General features: G+C 67.6%; 18 protein-coding genes. 7 read left to right on the plus strand and 11 right to left on the minus strand.

The genetic code is table 11. The features are described from left to right. Positions 1-10: 10 nt before the first annotated feature. A complete protein-coding gene (locus ACFWPX_RS00620; RefSeq protein ID WP_378924617.1) occupies positions 11-538 on the minus strand; it encodes a YbhB/YbcL family Raf kinase inhibitor-like protein in 528 nt (175 codons plus the stop codon). Between the two features lie 22 nt (positions 539-560). Further along, on the minus strand, positions 561-1,922 hold the full coding sequence (locus ACFWPX_RS00625) for a M20/M25/M40 family metallo-hydrolase (protein ID WP_378924619.1): 1,362 nt from the start codon (positions 1,920-1,922) through the stop codon (positions 561-563). A 157-nt stretch (positions 1,923-2,079) separates the two neighbouring features. On the opposite strand from ACFWPX_RS00625, the gene ACFWPX_RS00630 reads away from it, so the two are divergent. Beyond that, positions 2,080-3,036, plus strand: coding sequence for an endonuclease/exonuclease/phosphatase family protein (locus ACFWPX_RS00630; protein WP_378924621.1), 957 nt, complete (start codon positions 2,080-2,082; stop codon positions 3,034-3,036). Here ACFWPX_RS00630 and ACFWPX_RS00635 read toward each other — a convergent pair. Next, positions 3,033-3,749, minus strand: a complete 717-nt coding sequence (locus ACFWPX_RS00635) for a MarR family transcriptional regulator (RefSeq protein ID WP_378924623.1) — start codon at positions 3,747-3,749, stop codon at positions 3,033-3,035. The genes ACFWPX_RS00630 and ACFWPX_RS00635 overlap by 4 nt on opposite strands. Positions 3,750-4,005: 256 nt before the next feature. Here ACFWPX_RS00635 and ACFWPX_RS00640 point away from each other — a divergent pair, with 256 nt between their 5' ends. Beyond that, a complete protein-coding gene (locus tag ACFWPX_RS00640) occupies positions 4,006-4,833 on the plus strand; it encodes an alpha/beta fold hydrolase (RefSeq protein WP_378924625.1) in 828 nt (275 codons plus the stop codon). A gap of 48 nt (positions 4,834-4,881) precedes the next feature. After that, positions 4,882-5,289 carry a hypothetical protein gene (locus ACFWPX_RS00645; protein WP_378924627.1) on the plus strand — a complete coding sequence of 136 codons (408 nt, stop codon included), beginning with the start codon at positions 4,882-4,884 and terminating at the stop codon, positions 5,287-5,289. A 71-nt stretch (positions 5,290-5,360) separates the two neighbouring features. Here the strand turns inward: ACFWPX_RS00645 and ACFWPX_RS00650 are convergent, their stop codons facing one another. Continuing rightward, entirely contained in the window at positions 5,361-5,972 is a 612-nt protein-coding gene (locus tag ACFWPX_RS00650) for a TetR/AcrR family transcriptional regulator (protein ID WP_378924629.1), read from the minus strand. A 65-nt stretch (positions 5,973-6,037) separates the two neighbouring features. Here ACFWPX_RS00650 and ACFWPX_RS00655 point away from each other — a divergent pair, with 65 nt between their 5' ends. The 3 genes from ACFWPX_RS00655 (at position 6,038) to ACFWPX_RS00665 (ending at position 9,142) form a co-directional block, all read left to right on the plus strand. Continuing rightward, positions 6,038-6,883: an alpha/beta fold hydrolase gene (locus ACFWPX_RS00655; protein ID WP_378924631.1), complete on the plus strand. Its 846-nt coding sequence runs from the start codon at positions 6,038-6,040 to the stop codon at positions 6,881-6,883. 119 nt (positions 6,884-7,002) lie between these two features. Further along, a complete protein-coding gene (locus tag ACFWPX_RS00660; protein WP_378924633.1) occupies positions 7,003-8,193 on the plus strand; it encodes an NAD(P)/FAD-dependent oxidoreductase in 1,191 nt (396 codons plus the stop codon). A gap of 10 nt (positions 8,194-8,203) precedes the next feature. Then, on the plus strand, positions 8,204-9,142 hold the full coding sequence (locus ACFWPX_RS00665) for a sigma-70 family RNA polymerase sigma factor (protein ID WP_378924634.1): 939 nt from the start codon (positions 8,204-8,206) through the stop codon (positions 9,140-9,142). A gap of 15 nt (positions 9,143-9,157) precedes the next feature. Here ACFWPX_RS00665 and ACFWPX_RS00670 read toward each other — a convergent pair whose 3' ends face one another. From ACFWPX_RS00670 to ACFWPX_RS00700, 7 genes are all read right to left on the minus strand, one after another. Then, positions 9,158-9,775, minus strand: a complete 618-nt coding sequence (locus ACFWPX_RS00670) for a class I SAM-dependent methyltransferase (protein WP_378913586.1) — start codon at positions 9,773-9,775, stop codon at positions 9,158-9,160. Between the two features lie 37 nt (positions 9,776-9,812). Beyond that, positions 9,813-10,889 carry a metallophosphoesterase gene (locus ACFWPX_RS00675; RefSeq protein WP_378924636.1) on the minus strand — a complete coding sequence of 359 codons (1,077 nt, stop codon included), beginning with the start codon at positions 10,887-10,889 and terminating at the stop codon, positions 9,813-9,815. Between the two features lie 79 nt (positions 10,890-10,968). After that, the gene (locus tag ACFWPX_RS00680) at positions 10,969-12,195 is read right to left on the minus strand and encodes a hypothetical protein (RefSeq protein ID WP_378924638.1); all 1,227 of its coding nucleotides are present in this window, start codon (positions 12,193-12,195) and stop codon (positions 10,969-10,971) included. Positions 12,196-12,330: 135 nt separating this feature from the next. Then, positions 12,331-13,065, minus strand: coding sequence for an HAD family hydrolase (locus ACFWPX_RS00685; RefSeq protein WP_378924640.1), 735 nt, complete (start codon positions 13,063-13,065; stop codon positions 12,331-12,333). Beyond that, positions 13,062-15,395 carry a glycoside hydrolase family 65 protein gene (locus tag ACFWPX_RS00690; protein WP_378924642.1) on the minus strand — a complete coding sequence of 778 codons (2,334 nt, stop codon included), beginning with the start codon at positions 15,393-15,395 and terminating at the stop codon, positions 13,062-13,064. Before ACFWPX_RS00690 ends, ACFWPX_RS00685 begins: the two co-directional genes overlap by 4 nt. A gap of 109 nt (positions 15,396-15,504) precedes the next feature. Next, complete coding sequence (locus ACFWPX_RS00695) at positions 15,505-16,983, minus strand: sugar porter family MFS transporter (protein WP_378924644.1); 1,479 nt, start codon at positions 16,981-16,983, stop codon at positions 15,505-15,507. Between the two features lie 130 nt (positions 16,984-17,113). Then, complete coding sequence (locus ACFWPX_RS00700; protein ID WP_378924646.1) at positions 17,114-18,289, minus strand: ROK family protein; 1,176 nt, start codon at positions 18,287-18,289, stop codon at positions 17,114-17,116. A 148-nt stretch (positions 18,290-18,437) separates the two neighbouring features. Between ACFWPX_RS00700 and ppk2 the strand changes: the two genes are divergently transcribed. Beyond that, positions 18,438-19,373 carry a polyphosphate kinase 2 gene (ppk2, locus tag ACFWPX_RS00705; protein ID WP_378924648.1) on the plus strand — a complete coding sequence of 312 codons (936 nt, stop codon included), beginning with the start codon at positions 18,438-18,440 and terminating at the stop codon, positions 19,371-19,373. Positions 19,374-19,376: the final 3 nt, after the last annotated feature.

Here is a 19,376-nt window from a genome sequence, read left to right on the forward strand (position 1 = left end):
GTTGTGTGTCTCAGTGCTGTTCGTAGGTGCCGATCAGGGTGGCCCTGGCCAGGGTGTGGAAGAACAGGTTGAACCCGAGGTAGGCGGGCGTCGCGTCCGGTCCGATCTCGAGTTCGGGGATATCGACCGCGTGCACGACCACGAAATACCGGTGCGGGCCATGGCCTTTCGGTGGGGAGGCACCGACGAAGCCGGGGAATCCACCGTCGTTGCGCAGGGTGACCGCACCGGCGGGCAAGACCCCGCCCTCGCTGCCCGCGCCGACGTCGAGCGAGGTCACCGAGGCGGGAATGTTGGCGACGGCCCAGTGCCAGAACCCGGAGGCGGTCGGCGCGTCCGGATCGAACACCGTCACCGCGAAACTCTGGGTCTCTTCCGGGAATCCGGACCAGCTCAGCTGCGGTGAGATGTCCTTGCCGCCCGACCCGAACACCCCCGATACCTGGTCGTTGGCCAAGGGCTGACCGTCGGTGATGTCGGCGGAGGTGACGGTGAACGAGGGCACCTGGGGCAGCGCGTCATACGGGTGGTAACTCAATGGAGGACCTTTCGGGTCGAGGTCAGCTGTGCAGAAGGAAGTGTTCCAGCACGCGGGTTCCGAATTCCAGTGACTGCACCGGCACCCGCTCGTCCACCCCGTGGAACAGGGCGGTGAAGTCCAGCTCCGGCGGCAGCTGCAACGGTGCGAAACCGAAGCAGCGAATCCCCAAGCGAGCGAACGCTTTCGCGTCGGTGCCGCCGGAGAGCATGTAGGGCACGGTGCGCCCCTGTGCGTCGTGGGCCAGCACCGCGTCGTTCATGGCGTCGACGAGGTGGCCGTCGAAAGTGGTCTCGTAGGAGTCGAGTTTGGTGATCCATTCCCGCTCCACATCGGGCCCGATCAGTTCGTCGACCTCGCGTTCGAACGCCGCCTGCCGCCCCGGCACCACCCGGCAGTCGACCACGGCTTCCGCGGTCTGCGGGATGACGTTGGCTTTGTATCCGGCCTGCAGCATCGTCGGATTCGCGGTATCGCGCAGGGTGGCGCCGATGATGCGCGAGATGGTGCCCAGTTTGGCCAGCTGGCCTTCGATATCGGGTCCGTGCGGGTCGAAGGCCAACCCGCTCTCCTCGCTGACCGCGGCGAGGAATTCGGCCACCGAATCCGAGAGCACCACCGGGAAGGTGTGGCGGCCCAGGCGCGCGACGGCTTCGGCGAGGATGGTGACCGCGTTGTCCTCGTGCAGGAACGACCCGTGCCCGGCGCGGGCCTTGGCGCGCAACCGCATCCAGCCCAGGCCCTTCTCGGCGGTCTCCACCAGGTAGAGCCTGCGTTCGGTGCCGTCGGGTCGCGGGACGGTCAGCGAGAACCCGCCGACCTCACCGACCGCCTCGGTGACACCGTCGAACAGGTCGGGCCGGTTGTCCACCAGCCACTGCGAGCCCCATTTGCCGCCGTTCTCCTCGTCGGCCAGGAACGCGAACACCAGATCCCGTGGCGGCACTGTGCCTTCGGCTTTGAACTGGCGCGCCAGGGCCAGGGTCATCCCGACCATGTCCTTCATGTCGATGGCGCCGCGCCCCCACACGTAGCCGTCGCGGACCGCACCCGAGAACGGGTGCACGCTCCAGTCGGCGGCCTCGGCGGGTACCACGTCGAGGTGCCCGTGGATCATCAGCGCGCCGCGACTCGAATCGGCGCCTTTCAACCGCGCGAACACATTCCCGCGCCCCGGCGCACCCGACTCGACGTATTCGGTCTCGTAGCCGACCTCGTGCAATTGCTGTGCCACCCACTCGGCGCACTGCCGTTCGCCCTTGGTGGTGGCCAGCTCGCCGGTATTGGAGGTGTCGAACTGGATCAGTTTGCTGACCAGCTCCACCACCTCGTCCTCCGCGCGGGACCGCCCGTTCGAACCAGAATTCTCGCCAGATGCCGACACGCCCCCTTTCCTACCACCATTCGCGCACCCGACGCGCCACCTCCCCTGCTCGGGACCGTTGCGCCGCTGCTCGGCGCCACAGACTCGGTGTGAGCAGAACTCCGCCGGATCCGAAGACGAATTCGCCTACATCGCCGGCGCGTGCTTGGCTGGCGAGGTGAGAGCGCAGGTAGTTCGGAGCGGTGTCCGCCTGCTGGCCGGGGCGGCGACGCTGGCCGGGGCCGCGGGGGTCGCATTGCATTTCAACCGGTCGACGCTGGAACTACTCGTCCTGGCGGCTTCGGGGGCACCGTATCTGATGGGCGGTGCGGTGCTCGGTGCCGTCGGTTTCGCGGCGACCCGGCAGTGGATCGCGACCGGGGTGGCCGTGGTCGTGGCGGGCGCGGGTATCGCGACGCAGGCGCCGCTGTATGTCGCGCAGACCGGTGGTGACGGACATCCGGTCATGGCGATGCAGGCCAATCTGCTCTTCGACGGTGCCGATCCGGGCGCGCTCGTCGACCAGGTGCGGGCCCGTGACATCGCGATTCTCACCGTCAACGAGCTCACCCGCCCGGCCGTCGAGAGCCTGTCTCGCGCAGGCCTCGACCAGCTCCTGCCCCACCGCTATCTCGCCCCCGGCCAGACGGCCAGCGGTACCGGCATCTGGAGCCGATACCCGTTGTCCGACACCGTCGAATACGACGGGTATGTCCTCAACCAGATCTCGGCCACCGCGACCATCCCCGATCTCGGCCCGGTGGCGGTCTATGCCTTCCACCCCGTCCCGCCCGTCTACGACACCGGCGTCTGGGCCGACGAGCTCTCCCGCCTGCACGAGATCCTGCGCCGGTCCCCCACCGATCGCCCGGTGATCGTCGGCGGCGACTTCAATGCCACCTACGATCACGCACGCTTCCGCGCCATGGCATCGGGCCGTTTCGCCGATGCCGCCGAACAAGCGGGCGCGGGCCATCTGGTCACCTACCCCACCGACAAACGCGTGCCCCCCTTCGTGGGGATCGACCACTTCCTCGTCGCCGACGCGCACGCCACCACCGTCGAAACCGTCGAACTGCCCGGCGCCGATCACCGAGCGCTGGTCGCCCGCGTGGTCCTCGATCGCCCTCGTTAGGCGCTGCGCTCGGCCAACCGCTCTCGCCACTGTTCCATCGCCTGCCGCAGCGCCGCGCCCACGATGACGACGAATTCGGCGGATTGTTCGAAGCGTGCGCCCGCGGGAGTGTCGGGGCCGAGGATCTCGACTCCGCGCCGGGTGATCGCGGCCAGGGCGTTCTGCATCTGCACGGAGGCGACAAGGTTGCGTAGCCAGATGTCGTCGTCGATGACGTAGCGCTCGCGCCGTGCGCCGGGGACCAGTTCGCGGCGCAGCATTCCCTGCTGTTCGAGGAAGGCGACCGCGTTGGAGATGGAGGCGGGGCTCACGCGCAGTCGTTCGACCAGTTCGGCGGCCGTGAGCGCCCCCGAGTCGGTGATCTGCAGGCAGGCAAGCACTCTGGCTTCCATCCTGGGCAGACCCTGCTCGATGAGCAGGGCGGTGAACGATTCGGTGAACTCCGCTACCGCCTCGGGGTCGCGCCCGTGCGCGTTGTCCGGGATCGGCGGTGCTGGGGGCTTGGCCTGTTTGTGTCGGCGCGCGCGCTGCTCGGTGGCCTGCTGTGCGCGTTCGGGTCGGTAGTCGTCGGGTCCGCCGTTGCGGGTCACCTCGCGCATGACGGTCGAGGCGGGCCGACCCAGCTGCCGCCCGATTTCGGCGTATCCGAGTCCTTCGGCCAGGCCCGCGGCAATGTGCCTGCGGTCCACGTCGTCGAGTCTGCCTCCGGGCATCGCTACTGGTCACCTCTCTGTCGACAGGTACTCGGCTCGTCACCCGTACCGCACCAAGTATGCATTCACCCTCATCTCATTGCAACGTGCAACGTGGTTCTTCTTTGCATTCACTGTCATATTCATTGCAATGATTCTGCATAAATACTCGCCAACACGACTTTTGGGTGACACCCGATGTTGACAGAACAGTGAACGCAATCTACTGTCTTAATCATTCAGTAAAGCCCGAACAGCGCAACGCAAGGACATGGCAATGACTTCCTCGAACCCCACCAGCCCGACCACCACCGCATGGACCGGCATGGTGTCGATCGACGACACCGAACTGGCCGTCACCGACACCGGCGGCACCGGCACCCCGGTGGTCTACCTCAACGGCCAGTTCGCCACCCAGGGCTACTGGCGCAAGGTCATCGCCGAGCTCGGCCCCGGCTACCGCCACATCACTTTCGACGAGCGGGCCCGCGGCAAGTCGAAGAAGTCGGCCGACTACTCCTTCGACACCTGCGTGCGCGACATCGACGCCATCCTCGCGGCCAGGGGCATCACCGAGAAGCCGATCCTGGTCGGCTGGTCCTACGGCGCGGTCCTCGGAGCGCACTGGACCAGCCGTTATCCCGACGGCGCCCTCGGCGCGGTCCTCGTCGACGGCGCGTTCCCCTACGACTGGCTCGACGAGGCGATGGAGCTGCGGATCCGCAAGCTGTTCAAGCGGCTGAGCTGGATCTTGCCGCTGGCTCGCCCGACCGGCCTCGCACCACGGCTGACCGCACAGCAGCAGGCCGAGAGCAATATCGAGATCGGCAAACTCTCCCGCGTCAGCGCGCTGGGCCCGGTGCTGGACGCGATCACCGTCCCGGTGCGGTACGTGGTCGCTTCGGGAACCTCGTTCGGCAGCCGTGGCGACGAGCAGGAGAAGATCCGCGCCGGCCTCGACGACGCACTGGTCCGCAACCCGAACATCCGCGTCAGCGCCAAGGTCGCCAGCAACCACGGTGCGATCCTGCGCAAGGACTTCCGCGCTGTCGCCGACGCCGTGCGCGAGATCGAGACCATGGCCGACACCGCCACGACCCGCTGACCCAGCACCGATCCTCTTCCCTCGCAACACAACCCAAGGAGAACCACCATGTCTGTCACCCTCACCACCCAGGAAAAGGCCACCCTGCGGACCGCCGCGTACGGCGCCGTCTCCCTCCTCGCCGCCGCGGGTGGGGCTACCAGCAAGCCGCACAAGATCGCCACGACCGGCAGCATCGCGCTGTCGTCGGCGACCGGTCTGGTCGGCCATGTGCTGGCCGAGAAATCCGGACGCATCGCACTGAGCGGCTCGTCGGTCGCCGAGCTCGCCGATCAGGTGCTGCCCGCCCTCACCGCGGCGATGAGCCTGCTCGGCGAGCACGACCCGGTCGAGGCCGAGAACTTCCGCAACACCATCGCCGTCGCCATCGACACCGCCCAGCTCTATCAGACCCAGCCCAACCCGACGATGGCCGAGATGACCCGCAAGATCACCGGAGCGCTCGCCGCCGCGTGATGAAATATCCACTCGCACAACCACCGCCGTGTCACAGGACCCGTGACACGGCCGCGTGGCGTGTCAGGTGATCAACGATCGATGGCAGAGCCCTCGCGCTCGGCGAGCACGATATCCACTCGCGCCGCCATCGCCCGACCTGCCGCACGCAACGGTTCGGCCGAACGCAGTGTGCGGCCGAGAATGAAAGCCCCTTCCAACGCCGCCAGCATCGCCACGATCAGCTCGCGTGCCGCGGATTCCTCGACCCCACGGCCGGCGAAATATGTTGTGCCCCGGTCGATCCAGTCCCGCACCACCTCGGCGGCGACCTCACGCAAAGCCGGTTCGCTGTCGGCGATCTCGCCCGCGACCGTGCCGACCGGGCACATGTTCATCCACCCGGACTCCTCGAGCGTGCGCGCGGCGTCATCGAACGCGGCGGGCACGGCCACCCGCAGGTCCTCGTGTGGGTCCATCAGCAGGGGCAGTAGCTGGATGTAGACCGCGCCGGTGCCGCGCAGCGCCTCGGCCGCGATCTGCACTTTGCCCTGCGGAAAGTGGTGGTAGAGCGACCCCATCGGCGCATCGGCGGCGGCGGTGATCTGTTTGACGGTGATCGCGCTGTACCCGTGTACACGCATCAGTTCGGCGACCGCGCTCACCAGGCGCTCACGGGTACTCGTTGACATCTGCTCGCTCACCCCACCAGACTAGAGCAAACGCACTAGAGTGAATGCTCTAACCGTGAGCGCAAGGGAGGATTGTCATGCCGACCGTCGAACTCGATGCGGGCCGGATCCACTATCGCGAACTCGGTGACGGTCCCCCGGTGGTCCTGCTGCACGGGCTGCTGATGAACCACACCGTCTGGGACTCGGTCATCGACCACCTGCCCACCGGCTTCCGCTACGTCCTGCCCGACCTGCCACTGGGCGCACACCCCGAACCGCTGCGCCCAGGCACCGACCTGAGCTTGCGCGGCCTCAACCAGCTCGTCGCCGACTTCCTCACCGCGCTGGACCTGCACGATGTCACCCTCGTGCACTCCGACTGGGGCGGCGCCCTGTTCCTCACCGCCTACGGCCTCGACGACCGCGTCGGCCGGCTGATCATCTTCCCCAGCGAAGCCTTCGACAACTTCCCACCCGGCCTCCCCGGCAAAACCGCCACCCTCGCTTCAGCCCTGCCCGGCGGCGTCACCCTGGCCCTGCGCCAGATGCGCATCGGCTGGCTCCGCCGCAGCCCTCTGATGTTCGGCTGGATGGCCAAATTCCCCCTCCCCGACGCCCTCGTCCACGCCTGGACCGAACCGGGCCTGCGCGACCCCGGCATCCGTGCCGACCTCCTCGCCTACACCCGCTCGGGCTTCGACAAACGCGAACTCGTCGCCAACACCGAAGCCCTCCAACACTTCCCCGGCGAAACCCTCATCCTGTGGTCCAGCGCAGGCAAAGTCATGCCCCGATCCCACGGCACCCGCCTTGCCGCCCTCATCCCCCACTCCCGCCTCGTCGAAATAGACGGCGCCTACGTCCTGTCCATGCTCGACCAACCCACCACCGTCGCCACCGCCATCACCGACTTCCTCACCACCACCACCGCCAACCGCTGACATTCGGTCCGGAATCGACCCGGGGCAACCACAGAGGTGACCCACATCACATATCGGGCCTGTCAGGAAATCGCGAGCTGTCTCGTTCAGGGTGCACGCGAAGCAGACAGGAGCGAATCATGAAGCACCGTATCGTCGTCCTCGGGGCCGGATATGCCGGAGCGTTCTCCGCCGGATACCTGGCCCGTCAAATCCACTCCGACGACTTCGAGATCACCGTTGTCAACGCCGAACCCGATTTCGTGGAGCGGCTGCGCCTGCATCAGCTCGCGGCCGGGCAGGATCTGCGGCACCGCCCGCTGGCGGAGATCTTCGCGGGCACCGGCATCCGGTTGCGGGTGGCGCGGGTCGAGGCCGTCGATGTCGAGCGTCGGATTGTCACTGTCGCCGACGGCGATGGCCTCGACCGGCTGGAATACGACACCCTGCTCTACGCGCTCGGCAGCACCGCCGCCGATCACGATGTGGTCGGCGGCGCCGAGCACGCCTTCCACGTGGCCGCGCGGCCGGCGGCGCGGCGGCTGCGCGCACGCTTGGACGAGCTGGGCGAGCACGGTCATGTGCTGGTGGTCGGTGGCAACCTGACCGCGATCGAGGCCGTCACCGAGATCGCCGAATCCCGGCCGGGGCTTCGAGTCAGCCTCGCCACCCGCGGTGAACTCGGCGGTTGGTTGGGCCCCAGGGCCCGGCGCCACCTGCTGCGCACCTTCGACCGGCTCGGAATCGCGATCCACGAGCACACCACCATCGAGCGTGTCGAGGCGTCGGCCGCGATCGCCGCCGACGGCACCACGTTCGTCGCCGATGCGACCGTGTGGGCCGCGGGCTTCGCCGTGCACCCGATCGCCGCGGCCAGCGGCCTCGCGGTGGAACCCAACGGCCAGATCACCGTCGACCGTCAGATGCGCTCGGTCTCGCACCCGGATGTCTACGTGGCCGGTGACAGTGTCTTCGTCATCGGAGACAACGGCCGACCGCTGCCGATGTCGTGCGCTTCCGCGGGGTTCACCAGCATGCAGGCGACGGCCGCGATCATCGGTGACCGCACCGGGCGCAAGGTCTCGAAGACCACGCTGTCCTACGTGGGCAACCACATCAGCCTCGGCCGCAAGGACGCGATCTTCCAGCTGGTCGACGGTGACGCGCGATCGAGGTCGTGGGCTCTGCTCGGTCGGCCCGCCGTCCGCGTCAAGTCGTCGATCCTCGGGATGTCCGCGTGGACCCTGAGCCGCCCGAACCTCGGAAAGCCAACGCACAAGTACCGTTTGGCGACCGGCCACGAGCACTCCTCCGACACGATCGCCGCCTAGAGTCGTGCTCATGGACACTGCCACCGTGGCGCACTTCGAGGCCAGCCGTCACCGGCTGGCCTCGATCGCCTACCGCCTGCTCGGCTCGGCCGCCGACGCCGAGGACACGGTGCAGGACGCGTTCCTGCGGTGGCAGGCCGCCGACCGCGAGTACGTCGAGGTGCCGGAGGCGTGGCTGACCAAGATCGTCACCAATCTGGCGCTCGACCGGCTCCGTTCGGCGAAGGCGCGCCACGAGCGCGCGGTCGGCACCTGGATGCCCGAACCGCTTCTCGACGGCGACGCGATGCTGGGCCCCGCCGACACCGTCGAGCAGCGCGAATCGGTGACCCTTGCGGTGCTGACCCTGATGGAACGGCTCTCGCCCACCGAACGCGCCGTGTACGTGCTGCACGAGGCCTTCGCGTACCGGCACGCCGAGATCGCCGAGATCCTCGACATCACCGTCTCGGCGAGCCAGCAACACCTCCACCGTGCCAGGGGGCGGATCACCGTCGCCCGCAACGCCACTCGCCTCGACCGTGCTGCCGCGCGTCACATCGTCGAGGCGTTCGTCGATGCCGCCACCTCGGGCCGCACCGATCGGCTGATCGCGCTACTGACCGACGACGCGACCGGGATCTCCGACGGCTTCGGGGGGCTGGCCGTCAAGCTGATCCGCTACGCGACCCCGCAGCGGCTCGCCAGCGTGGTGCGGGCGGGTTTCACACCGACGCAGGCCAAGCGCCGACTCGCCGGTGGTTCACCCTCGATCCACGCCGTCGTGGTCAACGGCTGCCCGGCCGTGCTCGTCACGCTCGACGATCGAGTCCTCGGCGTCGCGATCCTCGAGTTGCGCGACGACAAGATCGCGAGCCTGCGCAGCATCGCCGCACCGCACCGGCTGGGCCGTCTCACCGACGAATGGCGGCGGCGCGAACATGACGCCCCGCTGGTCGAATCGTGGTGATCGGCGGTGCGGGTCTCAGGGCCGTCCGGCGACACCGAGGGACAACGCCGCGAAGGCTTTCGGGGCGCCCGGCTGGTAGAAGCGGTCGAGTTCGGTGATCTCGAAGCCCGCGCCGGTGATCAGGCCCGCGATGTCACGGTTGAGGTGACAGCCGCCCGCGATCTTCTGCTGGATCGGGTCGAGTCGGTGCTGCCAGGTCTGCACCGACTCCTCCAGCGCGAGCCCGTGTTCGACGAAGTGCAGCGTGCCACCGGGTCGCAGTACCCGGCGGATCTCGGCGAGTGCCGCGGCGACATCGGGGATGGTGCACAGGGTGAAGGTGGACAGCGCGGTGTCGAAGGTGGCGTCGGGAAACGGTAGCGACTCACCGTCCAGACCGGCGCGTTCGATCGGAACCGAGCTCGCCGCAACACGTTTCGCCGCGATCTTCCACGCGGTGTCCGCGGGTTCGACCCCACTGACCCGCTCGACCGCGGCGGGATAGAACCCGATGTTGTTGCCCGACCCGAAGCCGACCTCGACAACAGTGCCGTGCAATGCGGCGCATGCCCGCTCGCGTAATGGCCCGTTCTGGGCCACCCCGCACACTTTGTCGACGATGTGCGGGAGGATCCGATCGGTATAGAAGCCCATCCGTCGATCATCCTCCCGCCACCACCGGCGGTCGAGTTCAGCCGAGTCGGCGGTCGAAGACCTGGGTGCTCGCGCCCGAGGCCGGGTCGACGGTGAGCACGCGCAGGTTCACCGAGTTCGCCTTGAGGTCCATGACCATGAACCCCAGTTCGTGCTGGGTTTCGAACAGTGCGCCGTGACCGCCGGCCGTCAGGCGCGGCTGCCCGCCCGAGGTCTTACCCGCCGCACCCGACACGATCTGGCGGGTGCCCTTGGTCGCCGGTGTCGGCTCGAGCACCTGCAAGGTGTGGTCGTGGCCCGAGAGCAGGAACGACACCTTGCCGAGCACATGGTCTTCGAAGAATCGCTTGGCGTGCACGCCGTTGAGCGGCTCGATGGGCAGGCCCTCGTAATTGCCCGCGTCGCCGTGCGGGCCGTTGCTGAGGTAGGGGTGGTGGGTGCAGGCGATCTTCCACTGTGCGGTCGATTCGGCCAACGCCCCGTCGAGCCATGCTCGCTGGGCGTTCATGTACGGACCGTCCACCGCCCAGTAGGGGTCGAGCAGCGGCGGAATGTAGGCCGCGAGCGGGTTGAGATCGAGGACGAAGAACTCCACGACCGGGTTCTGCTCGGGCACCCGCACCGAGTAGTAGCGGCTGGGCATCCACCACCGCGACGACTTCGCGTGATATTCGACCTCGTGATTGCCGCGCGCGAGCCAGCCGCCGTCACCGGGGAATACCCCGGAGGTGTCGTGATTGCCCAGCACCATGGCCCACGGAAAATCCAGTCCCGCATTCGGATCCTCGAATTTCGTGGCGAACTGGACATCGTCGGGGCCGCTGGGACCCGAATCATAGATGTTGTCCCCGAGTCCCACCGCCATCGCGAACGGTTCACGCGCGTGGAACGCACGGGCCGCGTCGGCGACCGCCCACTGGGTGCGGGTACCGGTGCCCGCGTCGCCGGTGATCAGCACCCGCACGCTGCGCCCGGCTTTCGGGGCGAATTTGGGCACCTCGGCGGGCACCGCCGCGGCGGGTGTGAGCCCCACCAATGACACGCCCGCGACAACACCGGCCGCCCCGGCCAGAACTTCACGACGGCCGATTCCGGACGAGAACTGATCGTGCATGCTCACCTTCTGGGTAGTAGCTCTGTTGGACAACTGACCTGATCGAAGCACAGTGCCATGATCGCCGCGCCGCCGCAGCTTAGACGGCGCACATCGATTGGATGACACCACGCACGATCGGCGCGCCGTAATCGGTCGGCGCGAACACCAGTTTCTGCACGACCGACAGCGGCGTGGTGACCGTTCCGGCGAGGCCGGTGAACCCGGCGATGGTGGTACCCGCCGAGAACAGCAGGCTGGTGATGTCGAGGGTCAGGGTCGCGAGATCGAAGGCGTTCTCGACCCGGACCTGCGCCAACGGCACCGTGTCGAGCGCCGTGCCTTCGGCGACGTCGGCACCGAGATTGGCCAGGAAGGTCAGCGGGCCCATGTCCAGAGCCTCGACCAGCGGGCCGAGGTCGTCGGCGCGGCGCATCAGCATCACCTTGGCCACCCGGTTGCTCGCCAGGAACACCTGCAATGCGTCGGCGGCCTCGTTCATCGCGATTCGGTCCACCGCCACGGCGCCGCTGTCGAGGAAGGCGCGTGCGCGTTCGACCACGGTGGCCATGGTCAGTTCCGCGACGGGCGTGCAGGTGCCGTCGGCGTTCATGACCAGCGCGGCCAGATCCTCGATGGGCTGGGGAACCCGCACCGGCTCGATGACGGCGTCACCGAGTTCGAGCGGCGGATACACATTCGGCGCCACACAGCCCGCGTCGATCGAATTCTGCACCGCGCGGGCCAGCGCCTTGGTTCCGGTGAACATCGCGCTGACCACCGGCTTCAGGAAGATCCCGACGGTGGGCATCATGCCGGCGACCAGTTTGGCCGGGATCTTGACGATGCCGGTCGCCAGGATGAACACCTCGATGGCGTCATTGACGGTCAGTTGCGAGACCGACATCGTCTCGTCGATGCGCCCGGTGCGCACCGCGTCCAGGCCGTTCACCAGGTAGGTGACGATCGGATCGTCGAGTTCGGCCGGCCGCGGGCCGACCTGTTCCGGACGCAGGGGCAGCCCATCGCGATGCACCCGCAGCGCGGCGATCCCGGCCCGGAAATCGGCGACCTGCTGGTCGTAGGCGAGCACCTGCGCGGGCCCGACGGTGCCGCGCAGCACCGATGCCGCGGCAGTTACCACATCATCGAAAGTCGGTGCGCCACTGGTACACAGGGCCGCGGCGTCGCTGATCGGCGTCGCCGCCAGCGTCTCGGATACGTCCGCCTGCGCGGTGGCAGGTGCGAGCATCATGCCCGCGACGAGGGTCAATGCGGTGAGGGAACCGGCACAGGGCGCGGCGAGGCGGGGCGGGGGCATTCGCATGCGCGGTGATCTCCGACCAGAGGATGACAGGGTGAATCGTGCGATCCGAACCTATTGCCGCCTGGTTTCCAAAACAGCCCCGCTCAAATGAACACTTGCCCAACTTGGACAAATGTTCAGTTTACGTGGAGTAACTCAGCTTCCCCGGCGCGGATCCTCGACCAGCTCCGCCAAGTCGCTGACGACGATGTCGGCGCCGGCCGCGCGCAACGCCGACGGTCCGCTCCCCCGGTCGACCCCGATCACCCAGAACCCACCCCGGTGCCCCGCTTCGACCCCGGACACCGCGTCCTCGATCACCACCGTCCGTGCCGGATCCACCCCCAGAACCCGTGCGGCCGTGAGGAACATGTCGGGTGCCGGTTTGCCCGCGAGGCGCTCGTCCTGGGCGAGCACACCGTCGACAACCACCGCGAACCTGTCCAGCAGACCCGCGGTCCCGAGCACCAGTACCGCATTACGCGAGCTCGACACCACGGCCATCGGGATACCGGCGGCCGCGAGCTCGTCCACCAGACGCAACGACCCTTCGAACACCTCGACACCGTCGCCGCGGATGATCTCGGTGAAGCAGATGTTCTTGCGGTTGCCCAGGCCGTACACGGTCTGCGCGTCGGGCGGGTCCTCCGACTCCCCGTCGGGCACTCGCACGCCGCGGGAGACGAGCACCGACCGCACACCCGCCGCACGCGGCTTACCGTCCACCAGTTCGAAGTAGTCGGCGTCGGTATACGGGGCCGCCTCGGGCGCGACCCTCGGCAGGAACTCGGTGAACAGCGCCGACCACGCCCGCCGGTGCACCGCCGCGGTGTCGGTGAGCACGCCGTCGAGATCGAACAGCACCGCCTGCGCATCGAACACGCGTGTCATGGCGCCTCGACCTCGACCACATCACCGGGTTCGAGCGTCACCGGCCGCTCCCACACGGTGATCTCCACCGCGGGCCCCTCGCCGACCAGCTCGAATCGCGCGTCCCGATGTCCGAGATCGGCCCGCACCGTGCGCCCCCGCCAGTGCACCGAGAACCGCAACCGTTGCCAGGACGGCGGCAGCGCGGGCGAGAAACGCAACCCATCGGCGGCGGCCCGAAAGCCCCCGAAACCGTGCGTCGCGACCTGCCATGTCCCCGCCGCCGACGCGATGTGAATTCCCTCTTCGGTATTGCCCTGGTTGTCGTCGAGATCGACGAACGCCGACCGCCCGAAATACCGTTCCGCCATGCGGGAATCGCCCACCTGCAAACCCACGATCGCGTGGATCGACGGGCTCAGCGAGGACTTGTGCATCGTGCGCCGCTCATAGAACTCGTAGTTCAGCAGCCGGGTGGACAGCGAGTAGTCGTCGGGCAGCATGTGCAGCAGCATCACCACATCGGGCTGTTTGAGCAGCGAGGTCTCCTCGCAATTGAACGGGGTACAGCCGACCGGGTATCGCGGCATATCGTGGTCGTCCCATTCGACGATGGGCACGTCCGTGCGATCGAAATAGCCGTCGAATTGTTCGATGACACCGCAGTCGGGATCGGTCGGTGCCCGCAGCCGGTCCGCGGTGGCCAGCCACTGCGCCGGCTCACCCGGGTCGAGCCCGATCGAGGCCATGAGCTCGTGCAGTTGCTCGCGACGTTCCCGCGACATCCGTTCGTACACCGCCGCCGCCTGCTGCAGATGCCAGTGCACCAGCTTGTTGGTGAACGCGTTGTTGTCGACGTGGGAGTGAAATTCGTCCGGTCCCATCACCGTCCGGAGAACGAGCGAATCCCCCTCTGCGACGCACCGTTGCACCCAGAAGCGGGCGGTCTCGAACAGGATCTCGGCGCCTTCACCGAACAGGTAGTCGTCATCGCCGGTGACGGTGGCGTAGCGCATGATCGCGTAGGCCACGTCGGCGGTGATGTGGAGTTCTTCTTCGCGCGTGTAGAAGCGGTCTTTGCCGTCCGGGGTGTACTGCGGGCATTCCTCCCGCCCGGTATCGGCCGATTCCCACGCGAAGCGAGCGCCCCCGGTTCCGTTGGCGGCGGCCACCTCCCGCGCACCGGGCAGGGTGTGGTGGCGGTAGCCCAGCAGTGCGCGGGCGGCGCGCGGCTGGGTGAACAGGAAGAACGGCAGCAACATCACCTCGGTATCCCAGAAGACATGGCCCCGATACCCTTCGCCGGACAGCGATTTCGCGCCGATACTCACGGTCGGGTCGTCGGGGTCGGCGGCGATGATCAGGTGATAGATCGCGAACCGCAACGCCTGGGTCACCCGATCGTTGCCGACCACTTCGCAATCGGCGTCGGCCCACGCCCGATCCCACGCCGCCCGGCTCGCCGCCGCGGCGGTATCGAAGGAGCCTGCCCGCGCGACGGTGTCGACGGCCCGCTCCCTTGGCGGGTTCACCGATCGGTAGTCGCGGCTGGTGGCGATCCCGACCAGTTTGTCCACCCGCACGGATTCGCCTGCGCCGGTGTCGAATTGCCACTCCATCTCGATGGCGTCGTGCCGGGAGCGCTGCTGACCCCGCCCGCCGACGGCCGCGCAGGTGAAGGCGTAGGCGAGATCGACCCCGCTGTCGATGGTGCGGCTCTCGATCACACCGACCGCACCGTCGAATCCCGCACCGACCGAAACCAGGTGCGTGGACTTGGCCCACTTGTCCCACTTGCGTTCATAGCCGAACGCGGTCTGTTCGCGGTAGGTCGGCAATCGTTCGCGATTGCGCCGGTTCGCATCGATACCGGTCCGCAGCGTCACCGCCCCCGCCCGATCCAGGCAGCTCACCTCGATCCGCAAACCGCACAGGTCACGATCGGCGATGCTGGCGAAACGCTGGGTCCGCAGCCGGACCCGTGCGCCGTCGGGCAGCGCGAACACGGTGTCGCGGTGCAGGACTCCGCTGCGCAGGTCCAGTTCACGACGGTGCTCGACGACCTGCGCCGACTCGGTGTCCAGGCGCATACCGTCGACGAAGACCTCGCTGTCGAGCCAATCCGGCGCGTTCACCAGGTCGATGACCGGCGAGTCGTACGCGTCGTAGACACCGGCGATGAACGTGCCCGTCAACGCGCCCGTGTGCCGTTCCTCGAGCGACCCGCGGGTTCCGAGGCGCCCGTTGCCGACGGTGAAGATCGTCTCGAAGTAGTTGGCGCGCTGCGGGTTCCAGCCGTCCTCGACCACCGACCAGGTCGCGGAGCCGTTCGTCGGGGTGGGTGTGTTCACTGCGCCACCGCCTCGGCGCCGCATCCCGCACGCACGTGCCGGTTCGTCTCCGCCGGCGACCGGTACACCGCAAGGTACATCGCGCAGCCTTCCTCGTCGCGGGTGATGATCAGGCGCTGGCGGTGGGGCGTTCGAAGCCGGCGGCCTCGTCCATGTCCTCGAGCGACATCCCCTTGGTCTCGGGCACGAACTTGGCCACGAAACCCAGCGACAGCAGCGCGAACACCGCGTACATCCCGTAGGCGAACCCGAGCGAGAAGGTCTTCAGGCTGGGGAACGAGACGGTGATCGCCCAGTTCGCCGCCCACTGTCCCGCCGCGGCGAGCGACAGCGCCGCACCACGGATCCGGTTCGGGAACATCTCACCGAGCAGCACCCACACGACCGGGCCCCAGCTCATGCCGAAGAAGACCACGAACAGGTTGGCCGCGACCAGCGCGATCGGTCCGAGCGCACCGGTCAGATGCGGCTCCATGACCCCCTCGGCGTCGGGTACCTGGTCGGCGCCGCCGAAGCAGATCGCCATCGTGGCCAGCGTGACGGTCATGCCGATCGAGCCGGTCAGCAGCAGCGGTTTGCGCCCGACCTTGTCGATGAGCATGATCGCGACGATGGTGGTGGCGATATTGACCACCGAGGTGAACACACTGATCTGGAACGACTGGGATTCCTCGAAGCCGACGGCCTCCCACAGCACGTTCGAGTAGTAGAAGATCACGTTGATGCCCACCGCCTGCTGGAACACCGACAGCATCAGCCCCACCCACACGACCGGGTAGAGCCCGCCTCCCGAGCGGCGCAGGTCCTTCCACGACGGTTTGGTATCGCTGCGCAGGCTCTCCTCGATGCGGCCGATGGTGATCTCGAGGTTCTTCGCACCGAACAGCATCGACAGCACGCGCCGCGCCTCGCCGATCTTGTGCGTGGCCACCAGGTAGCGCGGTGACTCGGGAATCGTGGAGGCCAGCACGCCGTAGACCACGGCGGGCACCACCATGGACAGGAACATCCAGCGCCACGCTTCCAGCCCGAACCACAGCGTCTCGCTCGCGCCACCCGCGAGGTGAGCGAGCACGTAGTCCACCAGCAGCGCCAGGAAGATACCGAGCACGATGGCGAGCTGCTGCAATGATCCGAGCCTGCCGCGGATGCGTGCGGGCGAGGTCTCGGCGATATAGGCCGGGGCGATGACCGAGGCCACGCCGACACCGACACCGCCGATCACCCGGCCGACGACCAGAACCCAGACATCGGGGGCGAACGCGGTGACCACGGCGCTGACGAAGAACAGGACCGCGGCGATCTTCATCACCTTGAGCCTGCCGATGCGATCGGCGATCCGGCCCGCTGTCATCGCACCCGCGGCCGCACCGAGCAGAGCCGAGGCCACGGCGAAGCCGAGAACGGCGTCGGCGACATCGAATTCGGATTGGATCGCCGAGACCGCGCCGTTGATCACGGCGCTGTCGAAGCCGAACAACAATCCGCCGAGCGCCGCGACGGACGCGATCCGGATCACGCGGCTGCCCGAGGATCCCTCGCCGTCGGGGAGAGCGGACCGGTCGGTGAAGGAGCCTCCATCGTGCATCGGCTTCGTCCTCTCCACGGCGGGCAGCATTGCCTCGCGAGTAGCGGCGTGAATCAGCTCACAGTGTCCCCCGAATGAGGTGGCATCTGCAGGAATTCACGATACCGAGCCCAGATCGCCGTGTTGCCGTTCAGGAAATGAACACCGAGTGGTCCGCATCGGCGATCGCCCGCGCGATCGCGCCGAGCAGATGGGTCTGCGCGCCGAGCATCGCGGGGCGGATACGCAGCGCGGCCGCCGCCGAGGGCACCCCACAGCGATCGACCACCCGCTGGATCGAGGGGATCAGGATCTGGGCGGCCTCGGCGAGTTCGCCACCGAGGACGAGCAGTTCGGGATTGAGGACGCTGCACACCCCGGCGACGGCGGTGCCGACCTGCCTGCCGACGTCGTCGAGGACGCGCACGAACGCGCGATCACCGGCGATCGCCCGGCGCACGACCTCCTCGATCGAGAGATCCCCTTGGGTGGGGGCCAGCAACGAAACCACATGACGCGCCGACACCACCGTTTCCAGACACCCGCGATTGCCGCACCGGCACACCGCACCGAATTCGTCGACCGTGGTGTGCCCGACTTCGCCCGCGGTGCCGCCGAACCCGGAGTACAGGCGCCCGCCCACGATCAGCCCGGCGCCGATGCCTTCGGACAGCTTCAGATAGACCATGTCGGTCGTACCTGACCCGGCCCCCCACTGATGTTCGGCGAGCGCACCGAGATTCGCGTCGTTGTCGACGACGACACGCACCGGCAACGCCAAAGCTGTTGCGGCCAGCGCGCTCGCATCGACCCCCACCCAGCCGGGCAGGATCGACGGTGAACCGACGCGACCCGTCGTGCGGTCGATCGGCGCGGGCAGTCCCAGCGCGGCACCGACCACACCGGCCCGCTCGATGCCCGCGTCGTCGAGCGCGGTGTCCAACAGTCGACGGGCATGGTCCATGGCGTGATCCGCCGACAGGCCGACAGGCAGCGCGGTGTGTGTCCGTGCCACCACGTGATGGGTCAGATCGCTGATACCGACGGTGAGATGGCGGTACCCGAGATCCACACCGACAACGAACCCCGATCCCCCGGTCAGCCGCACGGAATTGCGTTTGCCACTGCGTTTTTCGATATGCAGACTGCCGGCGCCCGCGAGATCGCGCACGATGTTGGAGATCGTCGCGGGGGCGAGGCCGGTCGCCCTGGCCAGGTCGGCCTGGGTGGCCTGCCCCTGTCTGCGCAACTCCTCGACCACGCGCACCCGGTTCTGATTCCGCAGCGCCGTCGGTGAACCGGGGCGTCGACCGTTGGGCCCGGTCATGGAGCCGCCGTACGGATTGCTGAGTCGAACATCCTCCGATTGTGCACCTTGCCCATTCGTGGTGCGGCCGGGTTGGCGTGGGCGACATCGCCCGGCCGGGCACCGCGCGTTCATCTGGGCGACACGCGCATCATTTAGCGTCCGAGGGATGACCGATGTCGAGATTCGCCCGATCCCCCGTGATGTCAGCGAGATCGCCGATCTCGCGACCGTCGTCAACCTGGCCGACACCACCGGATTCACGGTCGACGACAGCGACGACGACGATCCGATCCTGCTCACCGAACCCGGCGGCCTGGTCGTCGACACCTGGCGCGAGGGCTACCCCTACGACGAGCGTCTCTCACGCCTGCAGTACGACCTCGACAAGCGATTACTACAGATCGAACTGCTGAAATTGCAGAACTGGGTGAAGGCGACCGGTCGCCGCGTCGTCATCGTGTTCGAGGGTCGCGACGCCGCGGGCAAGGGCGGCACCATCAAACGGTTCATGGAGCACCTCAATCCGCGCGGGGCCCGGGTGGTGGCACTGGAAAAGCCCTCCGCGCGCGAATCCACCCAGTGGTATTTCCAGCGCTACGTCGAGCACCTGCCCGCCGCGGGCGAGATCGTGCTGTTCGACCGCTCCTGGTACAACCGCGCGGGTGTCGAACGCGTGATGGATTTCTGCACGCCCGAACAGCATCGACGCTTCCTGTCGCAGGTACCGCTGTTCGAACGGATGCTCGTCGACGACGGCATCGACCTGGTCAAGTTCTGGTTCTCGGTCTCGCCACTGGAACAGCGCACCCGCTTCGCCATCCGCCAGGTCGACCCGGTGCGGCACTGGAAGCTCTCGCCGATGGACCTGGCCTCGCTCGACAAGTGGGACAAATACACCGAGGCCAAGGAAGAGAACTTCGAGCACACCGACACCGACCACGCGCCGTGGATCGTGGTCAAGAGCAACGACAAGAAGCGCGCCAGGCTCAACGCGATGCGGCACGTGCTGAACGGGTTCGATTACGACAACAAGGATCTGGAGATCGTCGGCACCGCCGACCCACTGATCGTGGGACGCGGGCGCGACGTCATCGGTTCGTGAACG

The organism is Nocardia sp. NPDC058518 (assembly GCF_042719655.1).
Classification (GTDB): Bacteria; Actinomycetota; Actinomycetes; order Mycobacteriales; family Mycobacteriaceae; genus Nocardia.

What these genes read in the sequence shown, in the direction of transcription:
- ACFWPX_RS00680 (WP_378924638.1), bottom strand. Translation starts at nt 12,195, where the DNA reads ATGCGAATGCCCCCGCCCCGCCTCGCCGCGCCCTGTGCCGGTTCCCTC.
- ACFWPX_RS00660 (WP_378924633.1), top strand. Translation starts at nt 7,003, where the DNA reads ATGAAGCACCGTATCGTCGTCCTCGGGGCCGGATATGCCGGAGCGTTC.
- ACFWPX_RS00665 (WP_378924634.1), top strand. Translation starts at nt 8,204, where the DNA reads ATGGACACTGCCACCGTGGCGCACTTCGAGGCCAGCCGTCACCGGCTG.
- ACFWPX_RS00700 (WP_378924646.1), bottom strand. Translation starts at nt 18,289, where the DNA reads ATGACCGGGCCCAACGGTCGACGCCCCGGTTCACCGACGGCGCTGCGG.
- ACFWPX_RS00635 (WP_378924623.1), bottom strand. Translation starts at nt 3,749, where the DNA reads ATGCCCGGAGGCAGACTCGACGACGTGGACCGCAGGCACATTGCCGCG.
- ACFWPX_RS00675 (WP_378924636.1), bottom strand. Translation starts at nt 10,889, where the DNA reads ATGCACGATCAGTTCTCGTCCGGAATCGGCCGTCGTGAAGTTCTGGCC.
- ppk2 (WP_378924648.1), top strand. Translation starts at nt 18,438, where the DNA reads ATGACCGATGTCGAGATTCGCCCGATCCCCCGTGATGTCAGCGAGATC.
- ACFWPX_RS00670 (WP_378913586.1), bottom strand. Translation starts at nt 9,775, where the DNA reads ATGGGCTTCTATACCGATCGGATCCTCCCGCACATCGTCGACAAAGTG.
- ACFWPX_RS00640 (WP_378924625.1), top strand. Translation starts at nt 4,006, where the DNA reads ATGACTTCCTCGAACCCCACCAGCCCGACCACCACCGCATGGACCGGC.
- ACFWPX_RS00655 (WP_378924631.1), top strand. Translation starts at nt 6,038, where the DNA reads ATGCCGACCGTCGAACTCGATGCGGGCCGGATCCACTATCGCGAACTC.
- ACFWPX_RS00685 (WP_378924640.1), bottom strand. Translation starts at nt 13,065, where the DNA reads ATGACACGCGTGTTCGATGCGCAGGCGGTGCTGTTCGATCTCGACGGC.
- ACFWPX_RS00645 (WP_378924627.1), top strand. Translation starts at nt 4,882, where the DNA reads ATGTCTGTCACCCTCACCACCCAGGAAAAGGCCACCCTGCGGACCGCC.
- ACFWPX_RS00695 (WP_378924644.1), bottom strand. Translation starts at nt 16,983, where the DNA reads ATGCACGATGGAGGCTCCTTCACCGACCGGTCCGCTCTCCCCGACGGC.